The 20,604-nt window shown below is 69.1% G+C and carries 17 protein-coding genes and 1 tRNA gene; 6 read left to right on the forward strand and 12 right to left on the reverse strand.

What is annotated here, in order from left to right; translation table 11 throughout:
- The first annotated feature begins 27 nt into the window (after positions 1–27).
- Positions 28–1,233 carry a hypothetical protein gene (locus OHA77_RS09660; protein WP_326820967.1) on the forward strand — a complete coding sequence of 402 codons (1,206 nt, stop codon included), beginning with the start codon at positions 28–30 and terminating at the stop codon, positions 1,231–1,233.
- A 208-nt stretch (positions 1,234–1,441) separates the two neighbouring features.
- Here OHA77_RS09660 and OHA77_RS09665 read toward each other — a convergent pair whose 3' ends face one another.
- The 3 genes from OHA77_RS09665 to OHA77_RS09675 form a co-directional block, all read right to left on the reverse strand.
- Positions 1,442–2,341, reverse strand: coding sequence for a Gfo/Idh/MocA family protein (locus OHA77_RS09665; RefSeq protein WP_406317548.1), 900 nt, complete (start codon positions 2,339–2,341; stop codon positions 1,442–1,444).
- A gap of 249 nt (positions 2,342–2,590) precedes the next feature.
- A complete protein-coding gene (locus OHA77_RS09670; protein WP_406317550.1) occupies positions 2,591–3,745 on the reverse strand; it encodes a nitric oxide synthase oxygenase in 1,155 nt (384 codons plus the stop codon).
- Positions 3,746–4,065: 320 nt separating this feature from the next.
- Positions 4,066–4,138 (reverse strand) — tRNA-Asn (locus OHA77_RS09675).
- Positions 4,139–4,304: 166 nt separating this feature from the next.
- On the opposite strand from OHA77_RS09675, the gene OHA77_RS09680 reads away from it, so the two are divergent.
- Positions 4,305–4,619, forward strand: coding sequence for a YtxH domain-containing protein (locus OHA77_RS09680; RefSeq protein ID WP_326820964.1), 315 nt, complete (start codon positions 4,305–4,307; stop codon positions 4,617–4,619).
- A gap of 86 nt (positions 4,620–4,705) precedes the next feature.
- Here the strand turns inward: OHA77_RS09680 and OHA77_RS09685 are convergent, their stop codons facing one another.
- The 5 genes from OHA77_RS09685 to dnaG form a co-directional block, all read right to left on the reverse strand.
- On the reverse strand, positions 4,706–5,167 hold the full coding sequence (locus OHA77_RS09685; protein ID WP_326820963.1) for a hypothetical protein: 462 nt from the start codon (positions 5,165–5,167) through the stop codon (positions 4,706–4,708).
- Positions 5,164–6,462, reverse strand: coding sequence for an MGH1-like glycoside hydrolase domain-containing protein (locus OHA77_RS09690; protein ID WP_406317552.1), 1,299 nt, complete (start codon positions 6,460–6,462; stop codon positions 5,164–5,166). The genes OHA77_RS09685 and OHA77_RS09690 overlap by 4 nt, the downstream gene beginning before the upstream one ends.
- Positions 6,463–6,598: 136 nt before the next feature.
- On the reverse strand, positions 6,599–7,801 hold the full coding sequence (gene efeB, locus OHA77_RS09695; RefSeq protein WP_406317553.1) for an iron uptake transporter deferrochelatase/peroxidase subunit: 1,203 nt from the start codon (positions 7,799–7,801) through the stop codon (positions 6,599–6,601).
- A gap of 294 nt (positions 7,802–8,095) precedes the next feature.
- Entirely contained in the window at positions 8,096–9,199 is a 1,104-nt protein-coding gene (rpoD, locus tag OHA77_RS09700; protein ID WP_406317554.1) for an RNA polymerase sigma factor RpoD, read from the reverse strand.
- Between the two features lie 185 nt (positions 9,200–9,384).
- Positions 9,385–11,235 carry a DNA primase gene (gene dnaG / locus OHA77_RS09705; RefSeq protein ID WP_406317556.1) on the reverse strand — a complete coding sequence of 617 codons (1,851 nt, stop codon included), beginning with the start codon at positions 11,233–11,235 and terminating at the stop codon, positions 9,385–9,387.
- Positions 11,236–11,475: 240 nt separating this feature from the next.
- On the opposite strand from dnaG, the gene OHA77_RS09710 reads away from it, so the two are divergent.
- Complete coding sequence (locus tag OHA77_RS09710) at positions 11,476–12,309, forward strand: M23 family metallopeptidase (protein ID WP_406317557.1); 834 nt, start codon at positions 11,476–11,478, stop codon at positions 12,307–12,309.
- Positions 12,310–12,321: 12 nt separating this feature from the next.
- On the opposite strand, the gene OHA77_RS09715 is transcribed toward OHA77_RS09710, so the two are convergent.
- Together OHA77_RS09715 and ppdK are read right to left on the reverse strand one after the other, a co-directional pair.
- Positions 12,322–13,554 (reverse strand): deoxyguanosinetriphosphate triphosphohydrolase, encoded by a 1,233-nt coding sequence (locus OHA77_RS09715; RefSeq protein WP_406317558.1) that lies wholly within the window; start codon positions 13,552–13,554, stop codon positions 12,322–12,324.
- A 226-nt stretch (positions 13,555–13,780) separates the two neighbouring features.
- The gene (gene ppdK / locus OHA77_RS09720; protein WP_406317560.1) at positions 13,781–16,420 is read right to left on the reverse strand and encodes a pyruvate, phosphate dikinase; all 2,640 of its coding nucleotides are present in this window, start codon (positions 16,418–16,420) and stop codon (positions 13,781–13,783) included.
- A 289-nt stretch (positions 16,421–16,709) separates the two neighbouring features.
- Here ppdK and OHA77_RS09725 point away from each other — a divergent pair, with 289 nt between their 5' ends.
- A complete protein-coding gene (locus OHA77_RS09725; RefSeq protein WP_406317561.1) occupies positions 16,710–17,168 on the forward strand; it encodes a hypothetical protein in 459 nt (152 codons plus the stop codon).
- Here the strand turns inward: OHA77_RS09725 and OHA77_RS09730 are convergent.
- Together OHA77_RS09730 and OHA77_RS09735 are read right to left on the reverse strand one after the other, a co-directional pair.
- Positions 17,158–18,543, reverse strand: coding sequence for a glycine--tRNA ligase (locus tag OHA77_RS09730; protein ID WP_326820957.1), 1,386 nt, complete (start codon positions 18,541–18,543; stop codon positions 17,158–17,160). The genes OHA77_RS09725 and OHA77_RS09730 overlap by 11 nt on opposite strands.
- A gap of 122 nt (positions 18,544–18,665) precedes the next feature.
- Complete coding sequence (locus tag OHA77_RS09735; protein ID WP_326820956.1) at positions 18,666–18,944, reverse strand: antibiotic biosynthesis monooxygenase; 279 nt, start codon at positions 18,942–18,944, stop codon at positions 18,666–18,668.
- Between the two features lie 113 nt (positions 18,945–19,057).
- On the opposite strand from OHA77_RS09735, the gene OHA77_RS09740 reads away from it, so the two are divergent.
- Together OHA77_RS09740 and OHA77_RS09745 are read left to right on the forward strand one after the other, a co-directional pair.
- Positions 19,058–19,447 carry a DUF6703 family protein gene (locus OHA77_RS09740; protein ID WP_406317562.1) on the forward strand — a complete coding sequence of 130 codons (390 nt, stop codon included), beginning with the start codon at positions 19,058–19,060 and terminating at the stop codon, positions 19,445–19,447.
- 223 nt (positions 19,448–19,670) lie between these two features.
- Positions 19,671–20,597 carry a metal ABC transporter substrate-binding protein gene (locus OHA77_RS09745; protein ID WP_406317564.1) on the forward strand — a complete coding sequence of 309 codons (927 nt, stop codon included), beginning with the start codon at positions 19,671–19,673 and terminating at the stop codon, positions 20,595–20,597.
- The last annotated feature ends 7 nt before the right edge of the window (positions 20,598–20,604 follow it).

Genomic DNA, 20,604 nt, shown 5'->3' on the forward strand with positions numbered 1-20,604 from the left:
ACCGTAATAGGGAACGAGGAGGCCCGGGTGGGCACAGTCATCGGAGTCGTCGGCCCTCACGACCTGGTGGACGAGGTGGCCGCGATCTGCGACGAGCAGCTCGGGGTGAGCGCGCTGCGGCTGGACTACGACCACGAGTCGCAGGCGCCCGCGATCGTGGAGGCTCACGCGCCGGCGGTCGAGGGGTGGCTGTTCACCGGCATCGTGCCGTACATGCTGGCACGCGACGCCGACGTGCTCACCCGGCCCGCCGCGTTCGTCGACTACTCCGGCGCCACCCTGCTCAGCGCGCTGGTCCGCCTGCAGCGCGAAGGACAGGACGTCACCCGGCTGTCCGTCGACACTCTCGCCGCCGCCGACATCGTGGCGACCTTCACCGAGGCGGGCCTGCCCACCGAGGATCTCCGAATACTCCCCTACCGCCAGGGGATGAGCTCGAAGAAGGCCGTCGCGTTCCATCGCAGGGGGCGGGAACACGCCGCGGTCACCTGCCTCAGCTCGGTCCACGAGGCGCTGCGAGAGGAGATGCACGTGCTGCGCCTGGCCCCTTCGGCGCACTCGGTACGTGTCGCCCTGCGCCAGCTTCTGCTGTCGGCCGAGGGGCAGGCGCAGGAGGACGCGCAGATCGCGCTGGGGCTGATCGAGGTGGAGGGCGAGGAGGGCCTGTTGCGTGAGGCCGCCGCGCTCGGCGGCACGCTGGCCGCCTTCCGCGGTGGCACCCACCTGCTCGTCACCACGCGCGGCCCGCTCTCCGACGCGACGGGCGGCTTCTCCTCGCTGCCCATGCTGTCGCGCCTGGCGAGCCACAACCGGGTCGTGCGGGTGGGGTTCGGCCTGGGCCGCAGCGCGGCGGAGGCCGAGAGCCTGGCGCGTCGCGCCCTCGCCCGCGCCCGCCGCATCGGCGATGTGGCCGCGGTGCTGTCACTCCGCGCCGACACCGACATCGTGCTCGAATCGGTCACCGCCGCGCCGGTCGGCGGGAAGAACCTCAACGTGATCGCGCGCCGGGTGGGGCTGTCGGTCCCGACACTGGAGAAGTTGCTCGAGGCCCAGGCCGCCGTGGGCGACGAACCGCTCACCACCCGCGAGATCGCCGAGCGCCTCGGGGTGCAGCAGCGGACGGCCCGCCGGATGCTGCACCGCCTGGAGCTCTCGGGACTCGCCGAACGCACCGGAAACCTTTCGAGCGGTTCGAGCGGCCGCCCACTGACCATGTACCGGCTGACCCTCTAGCCCAGCCGCCGGTCGAGGCCCCCGGCGGCGAAGTCGGCATCTCGAAGCCAGGGGTGAGCCGCCGGAGCCGGTCGATCTCGGCGAGCCGGCCCGGTGACAGGTACTCGGCCGGATCCGGGCACCGGCGCCGTGGCGGCCCGTTCGCTCTCATTTACGGTCCAGACCGTAAATTTGACGAGCTACGAATGTCAATGGACACGGCGGAGCGTCAGCTCGGTGAGACGGTCTCCCGCGCCGAGATCAGCACGTCGAGGATGGCGCGGGTCTGCTCCCACGGAACGGGGCTGGGCGCTCCGCCGACCATGGCGAGGAACGCCTCGATCGTGCCCTCGTAGCCCAGTGCGCGGAGCACGTCGTCCCCGCCCCGGAGCACGACCGTCTCGGCGGCGTCGCGGGTGTGGACGGTCACCGTGTAGGACTCCTCCTCGGAGACCCCGAGGATCTCGACGGTGCCGGGAATGCCGTTACCCCACTGCAGCGCCATGACACCGGTGTCCTCCGAGCGGAGCGGACCGTAGTGACGGGTCGCACCCGCCGCGCCGACGAGCCGCACGTCGGGACCGAGCAGGGCGACGAGCAGCTCCACCCCGTGGATGCCCATCGTCACCATCGTGCCGCCTCCCTCCGCCGGATCGTCCTGCCAGGGGTTGTAGCCGGTGGCCCAGATCCCCACGTCGTGCCGGACCGTCGCCCGGACCGCCAGCACCCGCGCGGGGTCGACGCGGTAACCGGCGAATCCGGGAGCGAAGCGCAGCACCGAGCCGGACATCACCCGCCCGGCGACCGGCGCGATCAGCTCGTCCAGCTCCCGCAGCCCCTCACGGGTGGCGGCGGCCGGCTTGTTGACGAAACAGGGCGCCCCCGTCTCCAGCACCGGTCCCAGCGCCTCCGCCGTCCGCGGCGTGGGCACCGTGAGGACGACGCCGTCGGGCTCCGCCGCCAGGAGCTCCTTCAGGCTGGAGACCACGGTGGCCGCCGGGTGTTCCTCGGTGAAACGCGCCAGCCGCGCGGCGTCGTCCTCCCACACCACCAGCTCGGCACGGCGGGCGACGGTGCGGGCGTCGGTGAAGGGGTGGCTGGTGGCCAGTCCGGCGAATGCGATGCGCACGGCATCCTCCTGAGCAGTCGGGCTCCCGACTTTACGACAGGAACCGCGCCGGCTCAGGAGCGCCCGCCCCTCTCAGCGCCGTCCCGCGCCCTTGCCGTACGGCCTCACCCGCGTCACACGGCACGGCCTCACCCGCGCACTGCCGTACGGCCTCACCCGCATCACACGGCACGGCCTGGCGGAACCCTCAGGTCCGCTCCACCACGAGGTGGATCCCCACACGTACGGCCCGATCCCGGCTCGCCGGGATCACCACCCCGCCACGTTCCCATGACCGAGTCCCCGCTCCAGCGAGTCGGGGTGGTGGGCGAAGTTCGGCGAGAGGTCGGCCTCGTCGTAGTAGCGGTGGAAGACCGGTGTGGTGGAGCCCGACATCGGTGGCACGATCCAGCTCCAGTCGGCCGGGCAGACCCGGCCGGCCTTCTCCTCGCGCTTCAGGTGGGTCAGGAAGCGCTGTGACTCGGTGTGGTGGTCGGTTATCGTCACCTCCGCCCGGTCGAAGGAGTGCAGCACCGCCACATTGATCTCCACCATGGCGTGGTCGCGCCAGAGCGAGCGCTCGTTGGTGGTGTCCAGGCCCAGGTAGTGGGCGACGATCGGCATCATGTTGTAGCGGTCGGTGTCGGCGAAGTTCCGTGCGCCGATCTCGGTGCCCATGTACCAGCCGTTGAACGGCGCCGCCCGGTAGTGGATCCCGCCGATCTCCAGGCACATGTTGGAGATGGCCGGTACGGCGTGCCAGCGCAGCCCCAGCCTCTCGAACCACGGATAGGACGGATGGGAGAGCGGCACCTCCAGCACGGCGTCACCGGGCACCGTGGCCATCAACGGCGGTCCGTCGCCCATCGAGACGAGCAGCGGCAGCACGTCGAAGGGCGTGCCGGGCCCTCCGGGCCAGCCGAGCTTGCGCACCATCGTGGTGAAGTCCACATATCGGGGGTCGCCGACGACGGACCCGTCGTCCATCGCGTATCCGGCGTAGCGGATCAGCTGTTCGTTCCAGATCCTCGGCCCCGGCCTGCCCGGCCGGTCCGGGGCGAACACCGTGATCGTCGGCCGGATCCTGCGGTTGGGCGCCGCTTCCCTGAGGTGGTTCACGCACTCCACGGCCACACCCTCGGCCGTGTTCACCCACCGCCGGTCACGCACCTGCAGCGAGTGCCAGTAGAGCCGCCCGATGCACCGGGAGCTGTTGCGCCAGGCCACCCGGGCGCCGAAGGCGAGCTCCTCGGGGGTGTGGGTGTAGGTTCCCGTCTGGTAGATCTCGACCTGGACCTCGCGCAGGCGAGCCTCCATCGGCCCCGCGGCCGGGTTCTCCCGGTAGAACAACTGGAAGAAGTCCGCAACCGCGGCAATGTCGATTCCCTGCACGACCGGAACGAACTCCTTCGTCTTCAAGAACATGGACACCACTCGCTGGACACCGTGAATCAGGTCCGGTGTACGGGTGGGGAACCCTCGCCAGATCAGCACAGAACAGCCACCTATGCGTGCACGGGCACGGACGGCCGTTCCGGGCGGCGCGGTGCCCTGTGTGCAGCGGCCCTTGCCCCACTGCGATCGCTGTGTGTTCCGCGGCGGCCGCGTCGCCCTCGCTGACAGGCGATCATAGCGATAGTGACGCGACATCTGTCATCTTCTATGACTGAAGGTGTTTTGTCTTCCAAATCAGTACACAAACGCAGAGGCCCCAGGAGCATGGCTCCTGGGGCCTCTGAATGATGCTCCCGCGATAGGACTCGAACCTATAACCTGCCGGTTAACAGCCGGCTGCTCTGCCGATTGAGCTACACGGGATCGTGCTCTGCGCCGCTTGGCCTGGGATGTTTTCCCCGCTCCTTGCGGCGCAGGAATAGATTAGCGCACTCTGCGGGTGTGTGTCGCATCGATCCACCGGGGTAGGTCCGAGAGAACACGCGGTCCGTGGGTAGGGGCCTGGCGGAGCACGGTTGTGGAGGTGGAGATGCGTTATCGAATGATGTTCGGGGTGGGTCTCGCGGTGGGCTACATCCTGGGGAGCCGGGCCGGCCGGGAGCGTTACGAAGAGATCAAGCGGCTCGCTCAGCGGGTGTCCGACAACCCCTCGGTGCAGGAGACCGCCGGTCTGGTGGGCGCCCGGATCTCCAAGGTCACCAATGTGGCCAGGACGAAGGTGTCCCACGTGGCCAGGAACCGGCTGCCGTTCCTGCAGTCGGAGAACGGCTGGCAGGCCCAGAAGCACGACGAGACCGGAGTCGGCTGGCCGGAGGACGAGCGGGCCCACGCCCCGCATCCCTGATCGACCGGCTGCGGAAGGCCCCCTCGGGGGCCTTCCGCCTGTCCGGGCCCCGATGACCCGCGGCGCCGGCGGCCGATCGGCGCGAGTCAGACGCCGAAACTGCGGCGGGTCTCCTCCAGCGCCTGCTCGGCGAGGGCCCGCAGGCCGGGGTCGGCGGGGTCCAGCCCCGCGTCGAAGACGAACTCCCAGACCACCCGGTCGTCGTCGGTCTTCCTGGCCACCAGCAGGACTCCCCCGCGTGCGTCGAGAGGGGCGTACTGGTTCACCAGGATCGAGGCGGTCACCCGTTCCCGCACGGCCTCGGGGATCCGCCCCGGCTCGGGTAGCAGGGCGCGGTACGACTCCCCCGCCGTGGTGACGACCGTCAGCCCCTGCTCGTCCCACACGCCGCGATCCACCTGGAACCACGGCAGCCGGGTGCCGCCCAGGTAGAGTGCCCGGTCCGTGGCGATCACGTAACCGTCCGGCCCTCCGGCGTAGGTGAGCACCCGGTCGGTCGGCGCGACGGCGGTGCGGACCTCGGCGGGCATGCGGTTGAAGAGCTTCATGGACCAACGTTATCCGTGAGCAGGTCGAGGGTGAGCGCGGCCGACCAGGAGAAGTCCCGGCCGCCTCGCCCGCTGCCGTCGAAGGGGTCGAAGCACTCACGGAACCCTGCCTGCCGGACCATCCGCAGGGTGGCCGTGCCGAGCAGTGACACCATCTCCGTCAGACCGTGTACGGCCAGCGCCTGCCGGAGCAGCCAGTTGGTGTTCACCCACGAGGGCCCCCGCCAGTAGCGGGTCCGGTCGAACTGCGCGGCGCGGATCTCGCAGCTCGGCACCGGATATCCGGCGGCGCCCATGAAACGGGGGGACTCCAGCACGCTCACCAGCTTCTTCACCAGGTCGTCGGGCAGGCCTGGATCGAGCATCGGCCCGAAGCATCCGACCGTGCACACGGGACTGAACCGCCCGCTGCGCAGGTCGCGGGCGCGGAAGACACCGTCGGCCCAGAGCCGCTCCAGGAGCCCCGCACGGATCCGCTCGGCCGCCTCCCGGTACGGCTCCGGGTCGGCGCCCGCCAGCGGTGCCAGCTCGGCCAGCGCCTGGCAGGAGGCCAGCCAGATCCCGTTGAACAGCGGGTCCTCGACCGCGAACGGGTGGTCCTCACGCAGGTAGGCGCCGTCGTAACCGGTGTCGCGGTAACACGTGGCCAGCCAGACGTAGCGGTCCTGATAGGAGTCGAGATGACAGCCGGGAGGTTCACCGCGCCGATGGGAACGCCGGACCGGGGGCAGGGCGGCCATCGGGGCGTCCCACGCGGGGCTGTCGTCCATCCCCGACTCCCACGGGTGCACGATGGCGGCCAGCCCGCCGCCGCCCAGGTCCCTGGTCCCGGCGAGATATCCGTGCTGGGCCGCCAGCATCGGATACACCCGGCGGACGAGGGCGGCCGCCTCATCACGGTCGGCGGCGTACCGCCACACCCGCCACACGGCCAGGGCGTGCAGCGGCGGCTGGGTCAGCCCGGAGGTGGCCACCCGGTTGGGAGACGCCGGGTGGTCCTGCGAACGCCAGACGGAGGGGCCGGGGAAGTAGCCCTCGGCTCGGGCCGGGTGGAAGACGATGTGCGGCACCATGCCGGTGCTCCACTGCCCCGCCATCAGGCTGAGCAGTTCGGTCCCCGCTCTCCGTGGGGCGCATCGGGCCAGGCCGATCGAGACGAAGGTCGCGTCCCAGTTCCACTGGTGGGGGTAGAGGCCGGGTGCGGGCACCGTGGCGGATCCCGTCCAGTTCGCGTCGAGCACCGACCATGCCTCGCGCCGGAGAGCGGCGTCGTCTACCGCCGACCGCAGCTCCATTTGCCCAGTCTGCGCCTGCAATCACTCATAGAACAGAGCTTTACCCATCCCATGCTCCTCAAATACATCAAAAAGTGTTTAACGCCTGATGAACGGCACCGCCACCGGGCGGTGCCGCGTGCTCCTTCCGGCACTCTCAGGCCAGGAGCCCCGCGCCCCAGAACGAGCCCGGCCGCACCCCTCCCGGGCAGGCGAAGATGCCGGATCCGACGTGCTGGATGTACTCGTTGAGCGAGTCCTTCGCCGCCAGCGCACGCTGGATCGGGATGAAGCCCTTTTCGGGGTCGCGCTGGTAGGCCAGGAAGAACAGACCCGCCTCCAGCCGCCCCAGGCCGTCGCTGCCGTCGGTGAAGGAGTAGCCCCGGCGCAGGATCGTCACCCCGCCCAGGGCCGCCGGGTTGGCCAGCCGTACGTGGGCGTCGATCGGCATCTTGTCCAGGACCACGGAATCGTGCTCGCGCACGCCTCCGTACGGGGCGCCCTCGCGCTTCGTCCGGCCGAAGATGTCCTCCTGCTCCTTCAGCGAGGTGCGGTCCCAGGTCTCGATGTGCATCCGGATCCGCCGGGCCACCAGATAGGAACCGCCGCGCAGCCACTCGGGCCCCTCGGCACCCACCCAGACGTGCTCGTCCAGTTTCCCGCCGTCGGTGCCGGCGATGTTGTTGGTGCCGTCCTTGAAGCCCATCAGGTTGCGCGGGGTCTGCACGTCCGGCGTGGTCGAGGACGTCTTGCCGAAGCCGAGCTGGGACCATCGGATGGCGGCCGTGCCGAAGCCGATCCGCACCAGGTTCCGTACGGCGTGCACCGCCACCTGGGGGTCGTCGGCACACGCCTGCACGCAGAGGTCGCCACCGCTGCGGGCCGGGTCGAGCCGGTCGGCGGGGAAGTGCGGCAACTCCTTGAGCCGGGCCGGCCGGGGCAGCTTGAGCCTGTCGAAGAACGAGGGGCCGAAGCCCACGGTCAGCGTGAGCCGCGAGGCGGGCAGACCGATGGCCTCACCGGTGTCGTCCGGTGGGGCGAGCTCCGCCCCCGTGGCCCCGCCGCCGATCTCCTGCGCCGCGGTCATCCGGACGGCCGCGGCGGTCCAGGCCTTCAGCATCGCCCTGACCTCCTCGCGGGAGCCGGTGCTCAGGTCGAAGGCGGCGAAGTGCAGCCGGCCCTGGACCGGCGTGGCGATCCCCGCCTGGTGTGCTCCGTGGAACGGGACCACGGCGCCCGCCGGGTCGGGCCGGACCGGCTCCGGCTGCCGGATCAGACCGGTTCCCGCGGCCGCGGCGGCACCGGCACCCATGGCGAGGCCGGCTCCGGTCAGGAGCCTGCGTCGGCTGAGATCAGGCATGTCTCCCCTTCCCGGAAGGATCAGCCCGCGAGGGCGGCGGGACCGTCACCGGCCGGACCGCCGGCGGTGCGTGCGGCGAGAAGGCCGTGGGCGGCGACTGGGCGGAGGGTGGAGGGCATCAAGGCTCCCGATGGTCGGTTGGCATCCCTGACTTAGCTTTCCCTTACCTCATCTTGCCAATCCACAGAGTTACCGATGGGGCAAAAAAAGTCACTCACCGTTATCGGGGACTCGGGCCGGAGAACGGCGAAGGCCCCCGGGAACGGAACCAGGGGGCCTTCGCCGTACGGACTCTCAGTCGAGATAGTCGCGGAGCATCTGCGCTCGGGTCGGATGGCGGAGTTTGGCCAGGGTCTTGGATTCGATCTGCCGGATGCGCTCCCTCGTCACGCCGAATTCCCGGCCGACCTCCTCCAACGTCCGGGGATGGCCGTCGGCGAGACCGAAGCGCAACTGGATGATGCGCTGCTCGCGGTCGGACAGCGTCGCGAGGATGTCGTCGAGCTGGTCCTGCAGCATGATGAAGGCCGCGGCCTCCATCGGTACGACCGCGTCCGCGTCCTCGATGAAGTCGCCGAGGTCGGAGTCCTCCTCGCCGATCGGCGACTGCAGCGAGACGGGCTCCTGGGCGATGCGCTGGATCTCGATCACCCTGTCGATCGGAAGATCCATCTCCAGTGCGATCTCCTCGGGCGCCGGCTCGCGGCCGAGGTCCTGGTGGAGCTGGCGCTGCACCCGGACCAACTTATTGATCGTTTCGACCATGTGCACCGGAATGCGTATGGTGCGCGCCTGGTCGGCGATCGCCCGTGTGATCGCCTGGCGAATCCACCATGTGGCATACGTGGAGAACTTGTATCCCTTGGTGTAGTCGAATTTCTCGACTGCCCGGATGAGCCCGAGGTTGCCCTCCTGGATCAGATCCAGGAACAGCATCCCGCGGCCCACATATCTTTTGGCGATCGATACGACGAGCCGCAGATTGGCCTCGATCAGCCTCTGCTTGGCCCGTGTGCCCTGCCAGACCAGTTCCTTGAACTCCGGGAAGGCCAGTCGTGAGACGACGCTTGTCAGCTTGTCCTCGGCGAACAGCCCAGCCTCGATGGACTTGGCGAGCTCCACCTCCTCCTCAGCCGTGAGCAGCGGCACCCGTCCGATCTCCCGCAGATAGATGCGGACCAGATCGCTGGTCGGAGCCCTTTTACCGACATCCTCCTCATCGGAGCGGGTGGTCTCCTCGTCGCTCTGGGGCTCGAGGACCTCCACTCCGTGCTCGGCGAGCATGCGGACGACGCGTTCGAGCGCGTCCGACGGCAGCTCGGATTTGTCGAGAGCAGCGGCCACGTCGTCGACCGTGACGCTTCCGCGCTCCCTTCCTTTCGCAACGAGGTCGGCCACCTGGTCTACCGATGGCGGCCCACTTGGCAGCACCGATGCACCCACGGGAGACAGTCTGCTGTATTGGGCCCCCAAAATGGCAGACCTATTTTTGGCACCGAAGGTAAGGCCGCGATCATTATCGAACCGAGACCTTATTAGGGTTTGGTCGAATCGCCGTATGGAAATTAAAGCCAATTACGCGATCAACTTCCGGCGGCGCGTTCCTTCAGTACGCGGCGCTGCTGTTCCAGTGCGACCAGCTCCCCGAACAGCCGGTTGTAGTCCTGCTGTTCGTCGACCGGGTTGGTCCGCTGCATGAGCGACTTCAACTGCTCGATCGCCCGGGTCACCGAGACGAGCTCCAGCGCGGCCAGCATGGCCGAGGCGTAGCGCTCCTCGCTCGCCACGTCCGCGCGCAGCTCCTCCACCGCGAACCGGGTGACCACCCCGCGCAGCGCGTCGGTCACCTCGGCCAGCAGCCGGTCCACCCACTCCCTGCCGCCGTGCCCGGCCGCCGGGGTGCCCCCGGCATCCATGATCAGCTTGTAGAGCGCGGCATGCTCGGGCAGCGTGAACGCCTCGGCACCGATGGCGTCGAACCCGGGGCCGATCAACGCGGGGCGCTGCACGGCCAGCTTCAGCACCTCGGTCTCGATCCGCACCCCGGGATCGGTGAGATCGGCGACCTTCCGCGGCCCGGAGGGTCGCTGGGGACGCGACTGGGGGGTGGCGGAGATCTCCGCGATCCGGTCCATGACGAACCGCTCGTTGTTGAAACCCAGCCACCGGTCGAGGTCCACGCCGTAGAGCTGACGGAGTGCCCGGTCCTTGATGGCGGCCACGATCGGCGCGGCGGCGTCCAGAGCCGACAGCCGGCCCTCGTTGGTACTCACGTCGTAGCGGGAGATCACGCTGCGGATCGCGAAGGCGAACAGCGGCTCCCTGCTGGCGATCAGGTCCCGTACGGCCGCTTCGCCCTGCTTGATGCGCAGTTCGCATGGGTCGAGCCCATCGGGCTGGACGGCCACGAAGGTCTGCGTGACGAACTTCTGCTCGTCGGCGAAGGCCCGCAGCGCCGCCTTCTGCCCGGCCGCGTCACCGTCGAAGGTGAAGATCACCTCGCCCTGCGACCCCGACTGGTCCAGCAGCAGCCGCCGCAGCACCTTGATGTGCTCGGCCCCGAACGCGGTCCCGCAGGTGGCCACCGCCGTCGGCAGTCCCGACAGATGGCAGGCCATCACGTCGGTGTAGCCCTCGACGATCACCGCCTGGGCGCGCTTGGAGATCTCCCGCTTGGCCAGGTCGATGCCGTAGAGGACCTCGCTCTTCTTGTAGAGCGGGCTTTCCGGGGTGTTGAGGTACTTGGGACCGTCCTCGGCCTCGTTCAGCTTCCGCGCACCGAAACCGATCACATCACCGGTGATGTCGCGGATCGGCCAGACCAGCCGTCCCCGGAACCGGTCGATCGGGCCCCGTCGCCCCTCCTTGGCCAGGCCGCCCTTGACCAGCTCCGCGCTGGTGAATCCCCGGGCCATCAGGTGCCGCGCGAGCGCCTCCCACTCGGCGGGCGCGTAACCCACCCCGAAGTGCTCGGCGTCGACCCGTTCGAACCCGCGCTCTGACAGGAACTTGCGCCCGATCGCGGCGTCCGGCCCGGCCAGCTTCGAGGCGTAGAACTCCGCCGCCGCCCGGTGCGCCTCGATCAGCCGGCTCCGCTCCCCCTGCTCCCGGCCGGGGACGTAACCGCCTTGCTCGTAGCGGAGGTGGATGCCGGCCCGGTTCGCCAGGCGTTCCACCGCCTCGCCGAACGACAGGTGCTCCAACCGCCGGACGAAGGTGATGACGTCGCCGCCCTCGGCGCAGCCGAAGCAGTACCAGTATCCCCGGGTGGGGGTGACGTTGAAGGACGGACTCTTCTCGTCATGGAAGGGGCACAGTCCCTTCAGGTTTCCGCCGCCCGCGTTGCGGAGCTGAATGTGCTCACCCACGATGTCGGCGATCGGTGAGCGCTCCCGCACGAGCGCGATGTCCTCGTCACTGATCCGGCCTGCCACGCCGTGAGTCTAGGCCCTGCCCCTAGATCTTTTGCCTACCGCGGTCGTCCGGGCGGCGTCTCGGCACGGCGAGGCCGCAGGACAGGCCCTGCTCCGGCGGCTCGACCTCTGCCGACAGAGGTGACTTTCCAGAACGGGTCGTGACCAATCGGAAGGTCCGTTACAAAGGTAAAGGCGGATTCTCGATAAGTTAACTGGGTGGAGATCATGCGATCGGGGCACATAGCACGATTGACCGCCGTGACCGGAGCGGTGCTCGTCACGGGGGCCTGCGCGTCACCGGGAGGTGTGGCAGGCGTCGGCACCCTGCCCCCGGCCTCTGCGGCCGAAGTCGTCGCCGCGACGCCCGGCGCGGTGACCTCGACGCTGCCGCCCCCGACAGGAACGCCCGCCCCCAAGGTGCCGGTAGTGATCAAACGGCCCAAGGCCGCCGCTCCGGTGCAGGTGCCCCCGCCGAAGGTGTCCGAACACACCTACGTCTTCCCCGTGAAGAACTGCCGGGTGACCTACGAGAGCAGGCTGCTGGTCCTGCCCAAGACGACGATCTGGTCCGGCAAGGGATGCTCGTTCGTCTCGCCCGTGAACGGGGTGGTCGACGAGGTCAACACCACGAACCGGTGGAAGCCCTCCACCGACCGGGGAGCCGACCGCGAGGGCCGGTTCGTCACGGTCGTCGGGGACGACGGCGTGCGCTATCTCGGCGGGCACCTGGACAGGGTCACTCCCGGGATCGCACCGGGCACCCGGGTCAGCGCGGGCCAACTCCTCGGCCAGGTCGGCAACTCGGGCAATGCCCGCTCCACCGCCAGCAACCTCTACTTCGCGATCTCCTGGAAGACCTCCCCCGCGCTCTGGTGGGTACGGCGGGGCATGGTCAACCCGTGGAACTACCTGGACGCCTGGCTGAACGGCAACCGCACGCTCTCCCCCAAGGACGAGATGCAGGCCGTGATGAACCAGACGGGAGCGGCGCCCAAGTGCGTGACCCTGTGCGCGTCCAAGCCGGGTGCCAAGCCCAAGCCCAGCGAGAAACCCCCGAAGGCCAACGACGAACACATCACGGTGGGCGGTTGACCGCTCCCGGGGTCAGCGGCCGGACAGGTGTCTCTGCCAGGTGACCGCGGAGGTGTCGGTGAGCGAGGCGATCTGGTCGATGACCACGCGCAGCCGCGCGGCGTCGCTCCCGGCCCTGACGAACGAGGGCCGGAGCGCGGGCTCCAGCGTGCCGGGCGCGCCCAGCATGATCAGGTGGGCCAGGTCGTGGATGAGCTCGCGCTGCCTGGCCTGGTTGGCGTTGTGCGCGTCCCGGGTCATCACGTAGTGGGCGGTGAGCCCCTTCAACAGGGCGCACTCCAGCCGGATGGCCCGGGGCACGATCAGGTCGGCGCTGTATCGGCCGCCCGCCTGACCGTAGGCCTCCTGGGTGGCCAGCTGCGCCGACCGGCAGAGACGGCCGATGAGTGAGCTGGTGAGGCTCTTGATCGCGGCGAGGTCGGTGAGCGAGCCGTCGAAGTGGCGGGGCCAGAGCGGCTGGGCGACCAGACGTCCGAAGATGTCCTCCAGCTCCTCGGGGTCGGCCTCCGGGGCGTACCAGACCCGGGTGGTCGCGCAGACCTCCCGGCGCTCGCCGGGGTCGCGCAGGCCCTCCGGCACGACGGCACCCGAGTGGACGGCGTCTTCCAGGTCGTGCACCGAATAGGCGACGTCGTCGGCCCAGTCCATGATCTGGGCCTCGAAGCTGACCCGTCCCTCCGGGGCGCCCTGCCTGATCCATTCGAAGACGGCCATGTCGTCGCCGTAGGCGCAGTATTTGGGACTCGTCTCGCGAGTCCACGGGTATTTGACCGCGGCGTCCAGGGAGGCGCGGGTGAGGTTGAGCCCGGCGCTGCGGCCGTCCTCGGTGAGGACCTTGGCCTCCAGCCGGGTCAGCAGGCGCAGGCTTTGCGCGTTCCCCTCGAATCCGCCGCACCCGGCGGCGAGCTCGTTGAGCGCTGTCTCCCCGTTGTGCCCGAACGGTGGATGCCCGAGGTCGTGGGCCAGGCAGGCGGTCTCCATCAGGTCGGGGTCGCGGCCGAGCGACTGCCCCATCTCCCGGCCGATCTGGGCGCACTCCAGCGAATGGGTCAGCCGGGTGCGCGGTATGTGCTGCCCGCTGCCGAGGGTCTCCCCGGGCCCGACCACCTGGGTCTTGGCGGCGAGCCGCCGCAGCCCCGCGCTGTGCAGCACCCGTGCCCGATCCCGCTGGAACGAGCCTCGCTCCGGGTTGCCGGGGGGTTCCGGTACCCATCTCGCCTGGTCGTGCTCGTCATAACCGTGCATAAGTGCAGTGATTTTATCCATGAAAGTGGCGCCCCATACCCAATGGCAGGGAAACACCTGACGACCGCTGAGCTGCGGTCATCAGTGGCGTCCGGCCGCACGACGCTCTCGGGGACCCTCCGCCAGGTCACGCACCCGGTCGCGATCCTCACCGACCCGGCATCGGGCCACACGACGCTCTCGGGGGCCCGCCGCCCGCGGGTGGAGGGCCCCCGAGAGCGAGGGGTCAGCGGGTGCCTGCGCCCTCCGCCAGGGCCGCGCGGCCGGCCTCCAGCCGGGCGACCGGGATGCGGAACGGCGAGCAGGACACGTAGTCCAGGCCGGCCTCGTGGCAGAAATGGACGGAGCCGGGGTCGCCGCCGTGTTCACCGCAGATGCCGAGCTTGAGGTCGGGACGGGTCCGGCGTCCCTCCTCGACGGCGATCCGGACGAGCCGGCCGACACCGTCTCGGTCCAGGGACTCGAACGGGGAGACTCCGAAGACGCCCAGATCCAGATACTTGGCGAAGAACGCGGCCTCGACGTCGTCACGGGAGAAGCCCCAGGTCAACTGGGTCAGGTCGTTGGTGCCGAAGGAGAAGAACTCGGCGGCCTCGGCGATCTGCCCCGCGGTCAGCGCCGCGCGCGGCACCTCGATCATGGTGCCGACCAGCGCTTCGACCCCGGCCTCGGCGAGGATCGCCCGCGCCTCGTCCCGGACGATCTCCAGCTCCTGAACGGCGGCGACGAGCGGAATCATGATCTCCGCGCGGGCTCCCGGGACCGCCTTGGCCGCCTCGGCGACCGCCCTGACCTGCATGGCGAACAGGCCGGGGATGACCAGGCCGAGCCGTACCCCGCGCAGGCCCAGCATCGGGTTCTGCTCGTGCAGGCGCTTGACCGCGGCGAGCAGCCTGCGGTCCCTGTCATCGGCCTGCTCGCCGGCGAGGGCGACCTTGACCGACAGGTCGGTGAAGTCGGGCAGGAACTCGTGCAGCGGCGGGTCGATCAGACGGACCGTGACGGGCAGGCCGTCCATCGCCTGGAAGATCTCGGTGAAGTCCGCCTTCTGCAGCGGCTGCAGCGCGGCCAGCGCCCGCTCCCGCTCCTCGGGCGAGACGGCCAGGACCAGATCCTCGACGAGCCGGCGGCGGTCTCCGAGGAACATGTGCTCGGTACGGCACAGCCCGATTCCCTGGGCGCCGAATCGGCGGGCGCGGGCGGCGTCCTCGGCGTTGTCGGCGTTGGCCCGCACGTCCAGCCGCCGGGACGCGTCGGCGTGGCCCATGAGGCGGTGCACCGCCTGGACCAGCTCGTCGCCGGTGTCGCCCGTCCCCTCGAAGTACTCCACGACCGGGGAGGCGACCACGGGCACCTCCCCGAGGTAGACGGCTCCGCTGGAGCCGTCGATGGAGATGACGTCTCCCTCGGAGACCACGACGCCACCGGGAGCGGTGAAACTGCGATCGTCGGCGGAGACCCTCAGCTCCTCGGCGCCGCAGACGCAGGTCTTGCCCATGCCGCGGGCGACCACGGCGGCGTGCGAGGTCTTGCCGCCCCGGCCCGTCAGCACCCCCTGCGCGGCGATCATGCCGGACAGGTCGTCCGGGTTGGTCTCGTGCCGGACCAGGATGACGGCCTCGCCCCGGGCCGCGAGCTCGACCGCCCGTTCGGAGGAGAAGACGGCCCTGCCGACGGCCGCCCCGGGAGAGGCGTTCATCCCGGTGGTGATCTTCGTCCGCTCCGCGTCCTTGGCGAAACGCGGGAACATCAACTGGGCGAGCTGGTCGCCGGTGACCCGGCTGACAGCCTCGTCGAGGTCGATCAGACCCTGGTCGACGAGCTGCACGGCGATGCGGAACGCGGCGCCCGCGGTCCGCTTGCCCACGCGGGTCTGGAGCATCCAGAGCTTGCCGCGTTCGACGGTGAACTCGATGTCGCACAGGTCGCGGTAGTGGTTCTCCAGCTTCCCCATGATCTGCAGGAGTTCGTCGTAGACGGACTTGTCGATGCCCTCCAGCTCCTGCAGCGACATGGTGTTGCGGATGCCCGCGACCACGTCCTCCCCCTGGGCGTTCTGCAGGTAGTCGCCGTAGACACCCTGCTGCCCGGTACCGGGGTCGCGGGTGAAGGCGACACCGGTGCCGGAGTCCATGCCGCAGTTGCCGAAGACCATCGAACAGACGTTGACCGCCGTACCGAGGTCGGCCGGGATGCGCTCCTGGCGGCGGTAGAGGATGGCGCGCGGGGCGTTCCAGGAGTCGAAGACCGCCTTGACGGCCATGCTCATCTGCTGGTGCGGGTCGGCCGGGAAGTCCTGTCCGGTCTGGGTGCGGATGATGCCCTTGTAGGTCTCGACGAGCCGCTGGAAGTCGGCCGCCTCCAGATCCAGGTCGTCACGGCCGTTCTTGAGCTCCTCGAGGGCGTCGTCGAACAGCGCGGCGTCGATGTCCTGGACGGTCTTGCCGAACATCTGGATGAGACGCCGGTAGGAGTCCCAGGCGAAGCGCTCGTTGCCGCCGGACTGCTTGGCCAGGCCGTGCACCGACTCATCGTTCAGCCCGATGTTGAGAACGGTCTCCATCATCCCGGGCATGGAGAACTTCGCCCCGGAGCGCACGCTGACCAGCAGCGGGTCGTCGGCCTGGCCCAGACGACGTCCCATCCGCCGCTCCAGGGCGGCCAGGTGGCCGGAGACCTCCTCGTCCAGGCCGTCGGGGAGCGCACCGTCCTTCAGGAAACGGCGGCACGCGTCGGTGGTGATGGTGAAGCCGGGGGGCACCGGCAGCCCAAGATTGGTCATCTCCGCCAGGTTGGCACCCTTACCGCCGAGCAGATCTTTGAGATCTTTGTTGCCCTCGGTGAAGTCGTAAACGTACTTGGGCACGGTTGCTCCTTCTGCGACTTCAAACGACGCGTGGTTCCGCCTCTCTTCGGACTCTACCGATGAATAAGATGATGAAACATCACTCAATGCCATACACCACGTTTGAGCAGCTCAAGCACCATGCTGCGGTCTAATCCAATGATAATCGGCGCCAAATCAACTGCCGTATCGGCCGTCCTGAGAATTGGTATAAACCAATTGGTATAAACCAATTACCCGGCATTCAGAGGAGTCGGCCGGGGACGACAGAAAGATCGCTTACATCAACGGCATCGTGCCGGGTACGTGCGTGGATGACGTGTTCGACGAAACCGTGGGGGACGTGATTCCCGCCGAGTGCACCGACGCGCACGAGGGTGCGGTGCCGGCCAGGTTCGACCGGCCCGAGGGGAGGTGGCCGGGCCAGAGAAGGGTCGACCATCCGGCCGAGAGGGGCTGCGACCGGCGGCTCGCCCCGCTGTTCGAGCGCAGCCCCAGCAAGGACCGGTCGAGCTCGCTGCCCGTCATTCCCATCCGGGAGGACCGGTCGAGCTCGCTGCCCGTCATTCCCATCCGGGAGGACCGGTCGAGCTCGCTGCCCGTCATTCCCATCCGGGAGGACCGGCCGGACGACCGTCTGGTGAGCTGCGTCGCCGTCCGCAGGGACACGGGCTGTCGCTGTTCAGCGCGGTCGACCCCGGACAGACGGATACGGCTCCCACCTGTGTGGCGGGAGCCGTATCCGGAACCGGTGAAGATCAGTCGTTGAGGTGCTGGCGGAAGTAGGACTCGACCTGGTCGAGAGCCACCCGCTCCTGCGCCATCGAGTCGCGCTCGCGGATGGTCACCGCGTGGTCGTCGAGGGTGTCGAAGTCGACGGTGACGCAGAACGGCGTGCCGATCTCGTCCTGGCGGCGGTAGCGGCGGCCGATCGCGCCCGCGTCGTCGAACTCGACGTTCCAGCGGCGGCGGAGCTGGGCGGCCAGGTCCTTGGCCTTCGGCGACAGGTCGGCGTTGCGGGAGAGCGGGAGCACCGCGACCTTGACGGGCGCGAGGCGGTGGTCGAGGCGCATGACCGTGCGCTTCTCCAGGACGCCCTTGGCGTTGGGCGCCTCGTCCTCGGTGTAGGCGTCGAGCAGGAAGGTGAGCGTGGCGCGGTCGACGCCGGCGGCCGGCTCGATCACGTACGGAACGTAGCGCTCGCCGGTGTCCTGCTCGAAGAAGCTGAGGTCGGTGCCGGAGGCCTTGCCGTGCGCGGTCAGGTCGAAGTCCGTCCGGTTGGCGACGCCTTCGAGCTCACCCCACTCGCTGCCGGTGAAGTTGAAGCGGTACTCGATGTCGACGGTCCGCTTGGAGTAGTGGGACAGCTTCTCCTGCGGGTGCTCGTAGATGCGGAGGTTCTCCGGGTTGATGCCCAGGTCGGTGTACCAGCCGAAGCGCTCGTCGATCCAGTACTGGTGCCACTCCTCGTCGGTGCCCGGCTTGACGAAGAACTCCATCTCCATCTGCTCGAACTCGCGGGTGCGGAAGATGAAGTTACCCGGGGTGATCTCGTTGCGGAACGACTTGCCGATCTGACCGATACCGAACGGGATCTTCTTGCGCGCGGACTGCTGCACGTTGAGGTAGTTGATGAAGATGCCCTGGGCGGTCTCCGGCCGCAGGTAGGCCAGACCGGACTCGTCCTCGACCGCGCCGAGGTAGGTCTTCAGCAGGCCGCTGAACTGCTTGGGCGCGGTGAAGGAGCCCTTGTTGCCGCAGTTGGGGCAGGTGATGTCGGCCAGGCCTTCAGCGGGCGCCTTGCCGTGCTTCTCCTCGTAGGCCTCTTCGAGGTGGTCGGCACGGTAGCGCTTGTGACACGCCTGGCACTCGGTCAGCGGGTCGGTGAACGTCTCGACGTGGCCGCTGGCCTGCCACACCTCACGGGCCAGGATCACGGAGGAGTCAAGGCCGACCACATCGTCGCGGCCCTGCACCATGCTCTTCCACCACTGCCGCTTCACATTGCTCTTGAGCTCCACACCCAGCGGACCGTAGTCCCACGAGGCCCGCAGGCCGCCGTAGATCTCACTGGAGGGGTAGACAAGGCCACGTCGCTTGGCAAGGCTGACGATGGTGTCCATGATGTCCGTACGGCGTGCCATAAGGGAAAATCTCCATCCGGCTGGAGGTCGGCGAGGAATAATTGAGTTCCCAGCTTAGGGGAGTCGGCAGGGAGCGCAGGCGCGCATGGAGCATCACGCCCGCCTTGTCCCCGAAAAGCCCTTCAGGAACGGCTAACGTCCTCGAAGGCGCTCGGCTCATTGATCATCAATGTCATCAGCGGATACATCGCCATCCGCGCAGCGCCCAGGGCCCTCCGGTAGAAGCCGGCCCCCTCCCACTCGCTGACCAGCGCCCACAACGCCGGCTCGTCCACCGACCGGACCACCTTGCCGCGCACGTAACCGGGCTGCGCGGCGAAGGTGTCGACGATGTCGTGAGCCTGGGACAAGAACTCCTCGGTCCTGCCGGACGGCACCGAGTAACGGATGAGAGCAAGCATCCGCACAGCATGCCAGAGCCCTGCCGCCCGCTCCCTTCCGCAGGACTCGCAGGTGACCACGCACGCGCCCGCTCCCTATCTGCCCCGGGCATCCCGGCATTAGGCTCGGACCTGTGGCCGACAAGCGCAACGAACGCCCCGCACACCCGCTCGCCCAGCGCCGTCCCCAGCAGGGGAAACGCCCGCTCCCGCCAGGCGAGCAGTTCTTCACCCCGGGCGCGACCGGCCTGCGGAAGGAGGTCGAGCGTCGCAGCGCGGCCCCGCTGGTCTTCCTGTTCCAGCTTCCCCGGTGGATCGCCCCGGTGGCGCTCGTGGTCCTGCTTCTGGTCGGCTTCGCGGTGCCGTCCTTCTGGGGCGGCCTCGCGGTGCTGCCGGTGCTCGGATTCGTCGGCTGGCTCGCCTACATGTCCTGGCCGTCGCTCGGCGTCCGGGGCCGTCTGCTGCGTGTCGTCCTGATCACCTTCCTCATCCTGCTCGCCGCCGATCGTTTCGGGGCCTTCTAGCGGCTCCCACCGAACGCCGACCGGGAAATCCTCGGCGGGAAGCAGGCGGACCGGTCCGGGAGGCCCGGTCGGGGTTCGGAGACGCCGCATCGGCTTCGGAGCCCGCCGGTCGGCGGGACCACCCGTGCCTCAGGGGCCGGCTTCGCCGTATTGATTTTGACAATCGTTTTCATTAGCGTCCATACTGGTCCCTATGATGTCCGACTTCTCCCGACGTATACCTGTGCGTGCGGTTAGTGCGCTCGCCCTCTCGACCGTTCTCGCCGCCACCGCCGCCTGCGGTTCCGGCTCGGCCGACACCGCCCAGTCGGGGGGCGCATCCGGGGGGAAGACCAACATCACCGCCGCCATGTATCCCCTGCAGTGGCTGGCCGAACGGGTGGGCGGTCCCGATGCCACCGTCACCGGTCTGACCAAGCCGGGCGTCGAGCCGCACGACCTGGAGCTCACTCCGCTCCAGGTGGCCGGGCTGCAGGAGACCGCTCTGGTCGCCTACATCAAAGGCGTGCAGCCCGCCGTGGACGAGGCGGTCGCGCAGCACGCCGCCGGCCGGGACTTCGACGCGGCGACCACGGTCACGACCCTCCCTGCGGTCGCCGGCGAGGAGCACGAGGGCGAGGAACCCGGCCACGGCCCCGGCTACGACCCGCACCTCTGGCTGGATCCCTCCCGTTTCGCGACGGTCGCGACCAAGCTCGGTGAGCGGCTCGCCACCGCGGACCCCGCCCACGCGCAGGGTTACCGGGAGCGGGCCGCCACGACCGTGGCCGATCTCAACGCCCTGGACGGCGAACTGGCGCAGGGTCTGAGCACCTGCGGTTCGCAGGCGATCGTCACCAGCCACACCGCGTTCGGCTATCTCGCCGACCGATACAAGCTCCGCCAGGTCGGGGTCAGCGGCCTCAATCCGGACGCCGAGCCCTCTCCCGCCCGCATCGCCGAGGTCGTGAAGGTGTCCAAACAGGAGAAGGTGACTACCATTTTCACCGAGACCCTCGTCAGCCCCAAGGTCGCCGAGGTGCTCGCCCAGGAGGTCGGTGCCAAAACCGCGGTCCTCGACCCGGTCGAAAGCCAGCCGGCGACCGGCGACTACCTGTCCGCCATGCGCCAGAACCTCACCGCACTTCAAGCGGCCCTCGGCTGCTCATAAAGGCGAC

The sequence above is a fragment of the Streptosporangium sp. NBC_01639 genome, assembly GCF_045209755.1.
In the GTDB taxonomy this organism is placed as follows: domain Bacteria; phylum Actinomycetota; class Actinomycetes; order Streptosporangiales; family Streptosporangiaceae; genus Streptosporangium.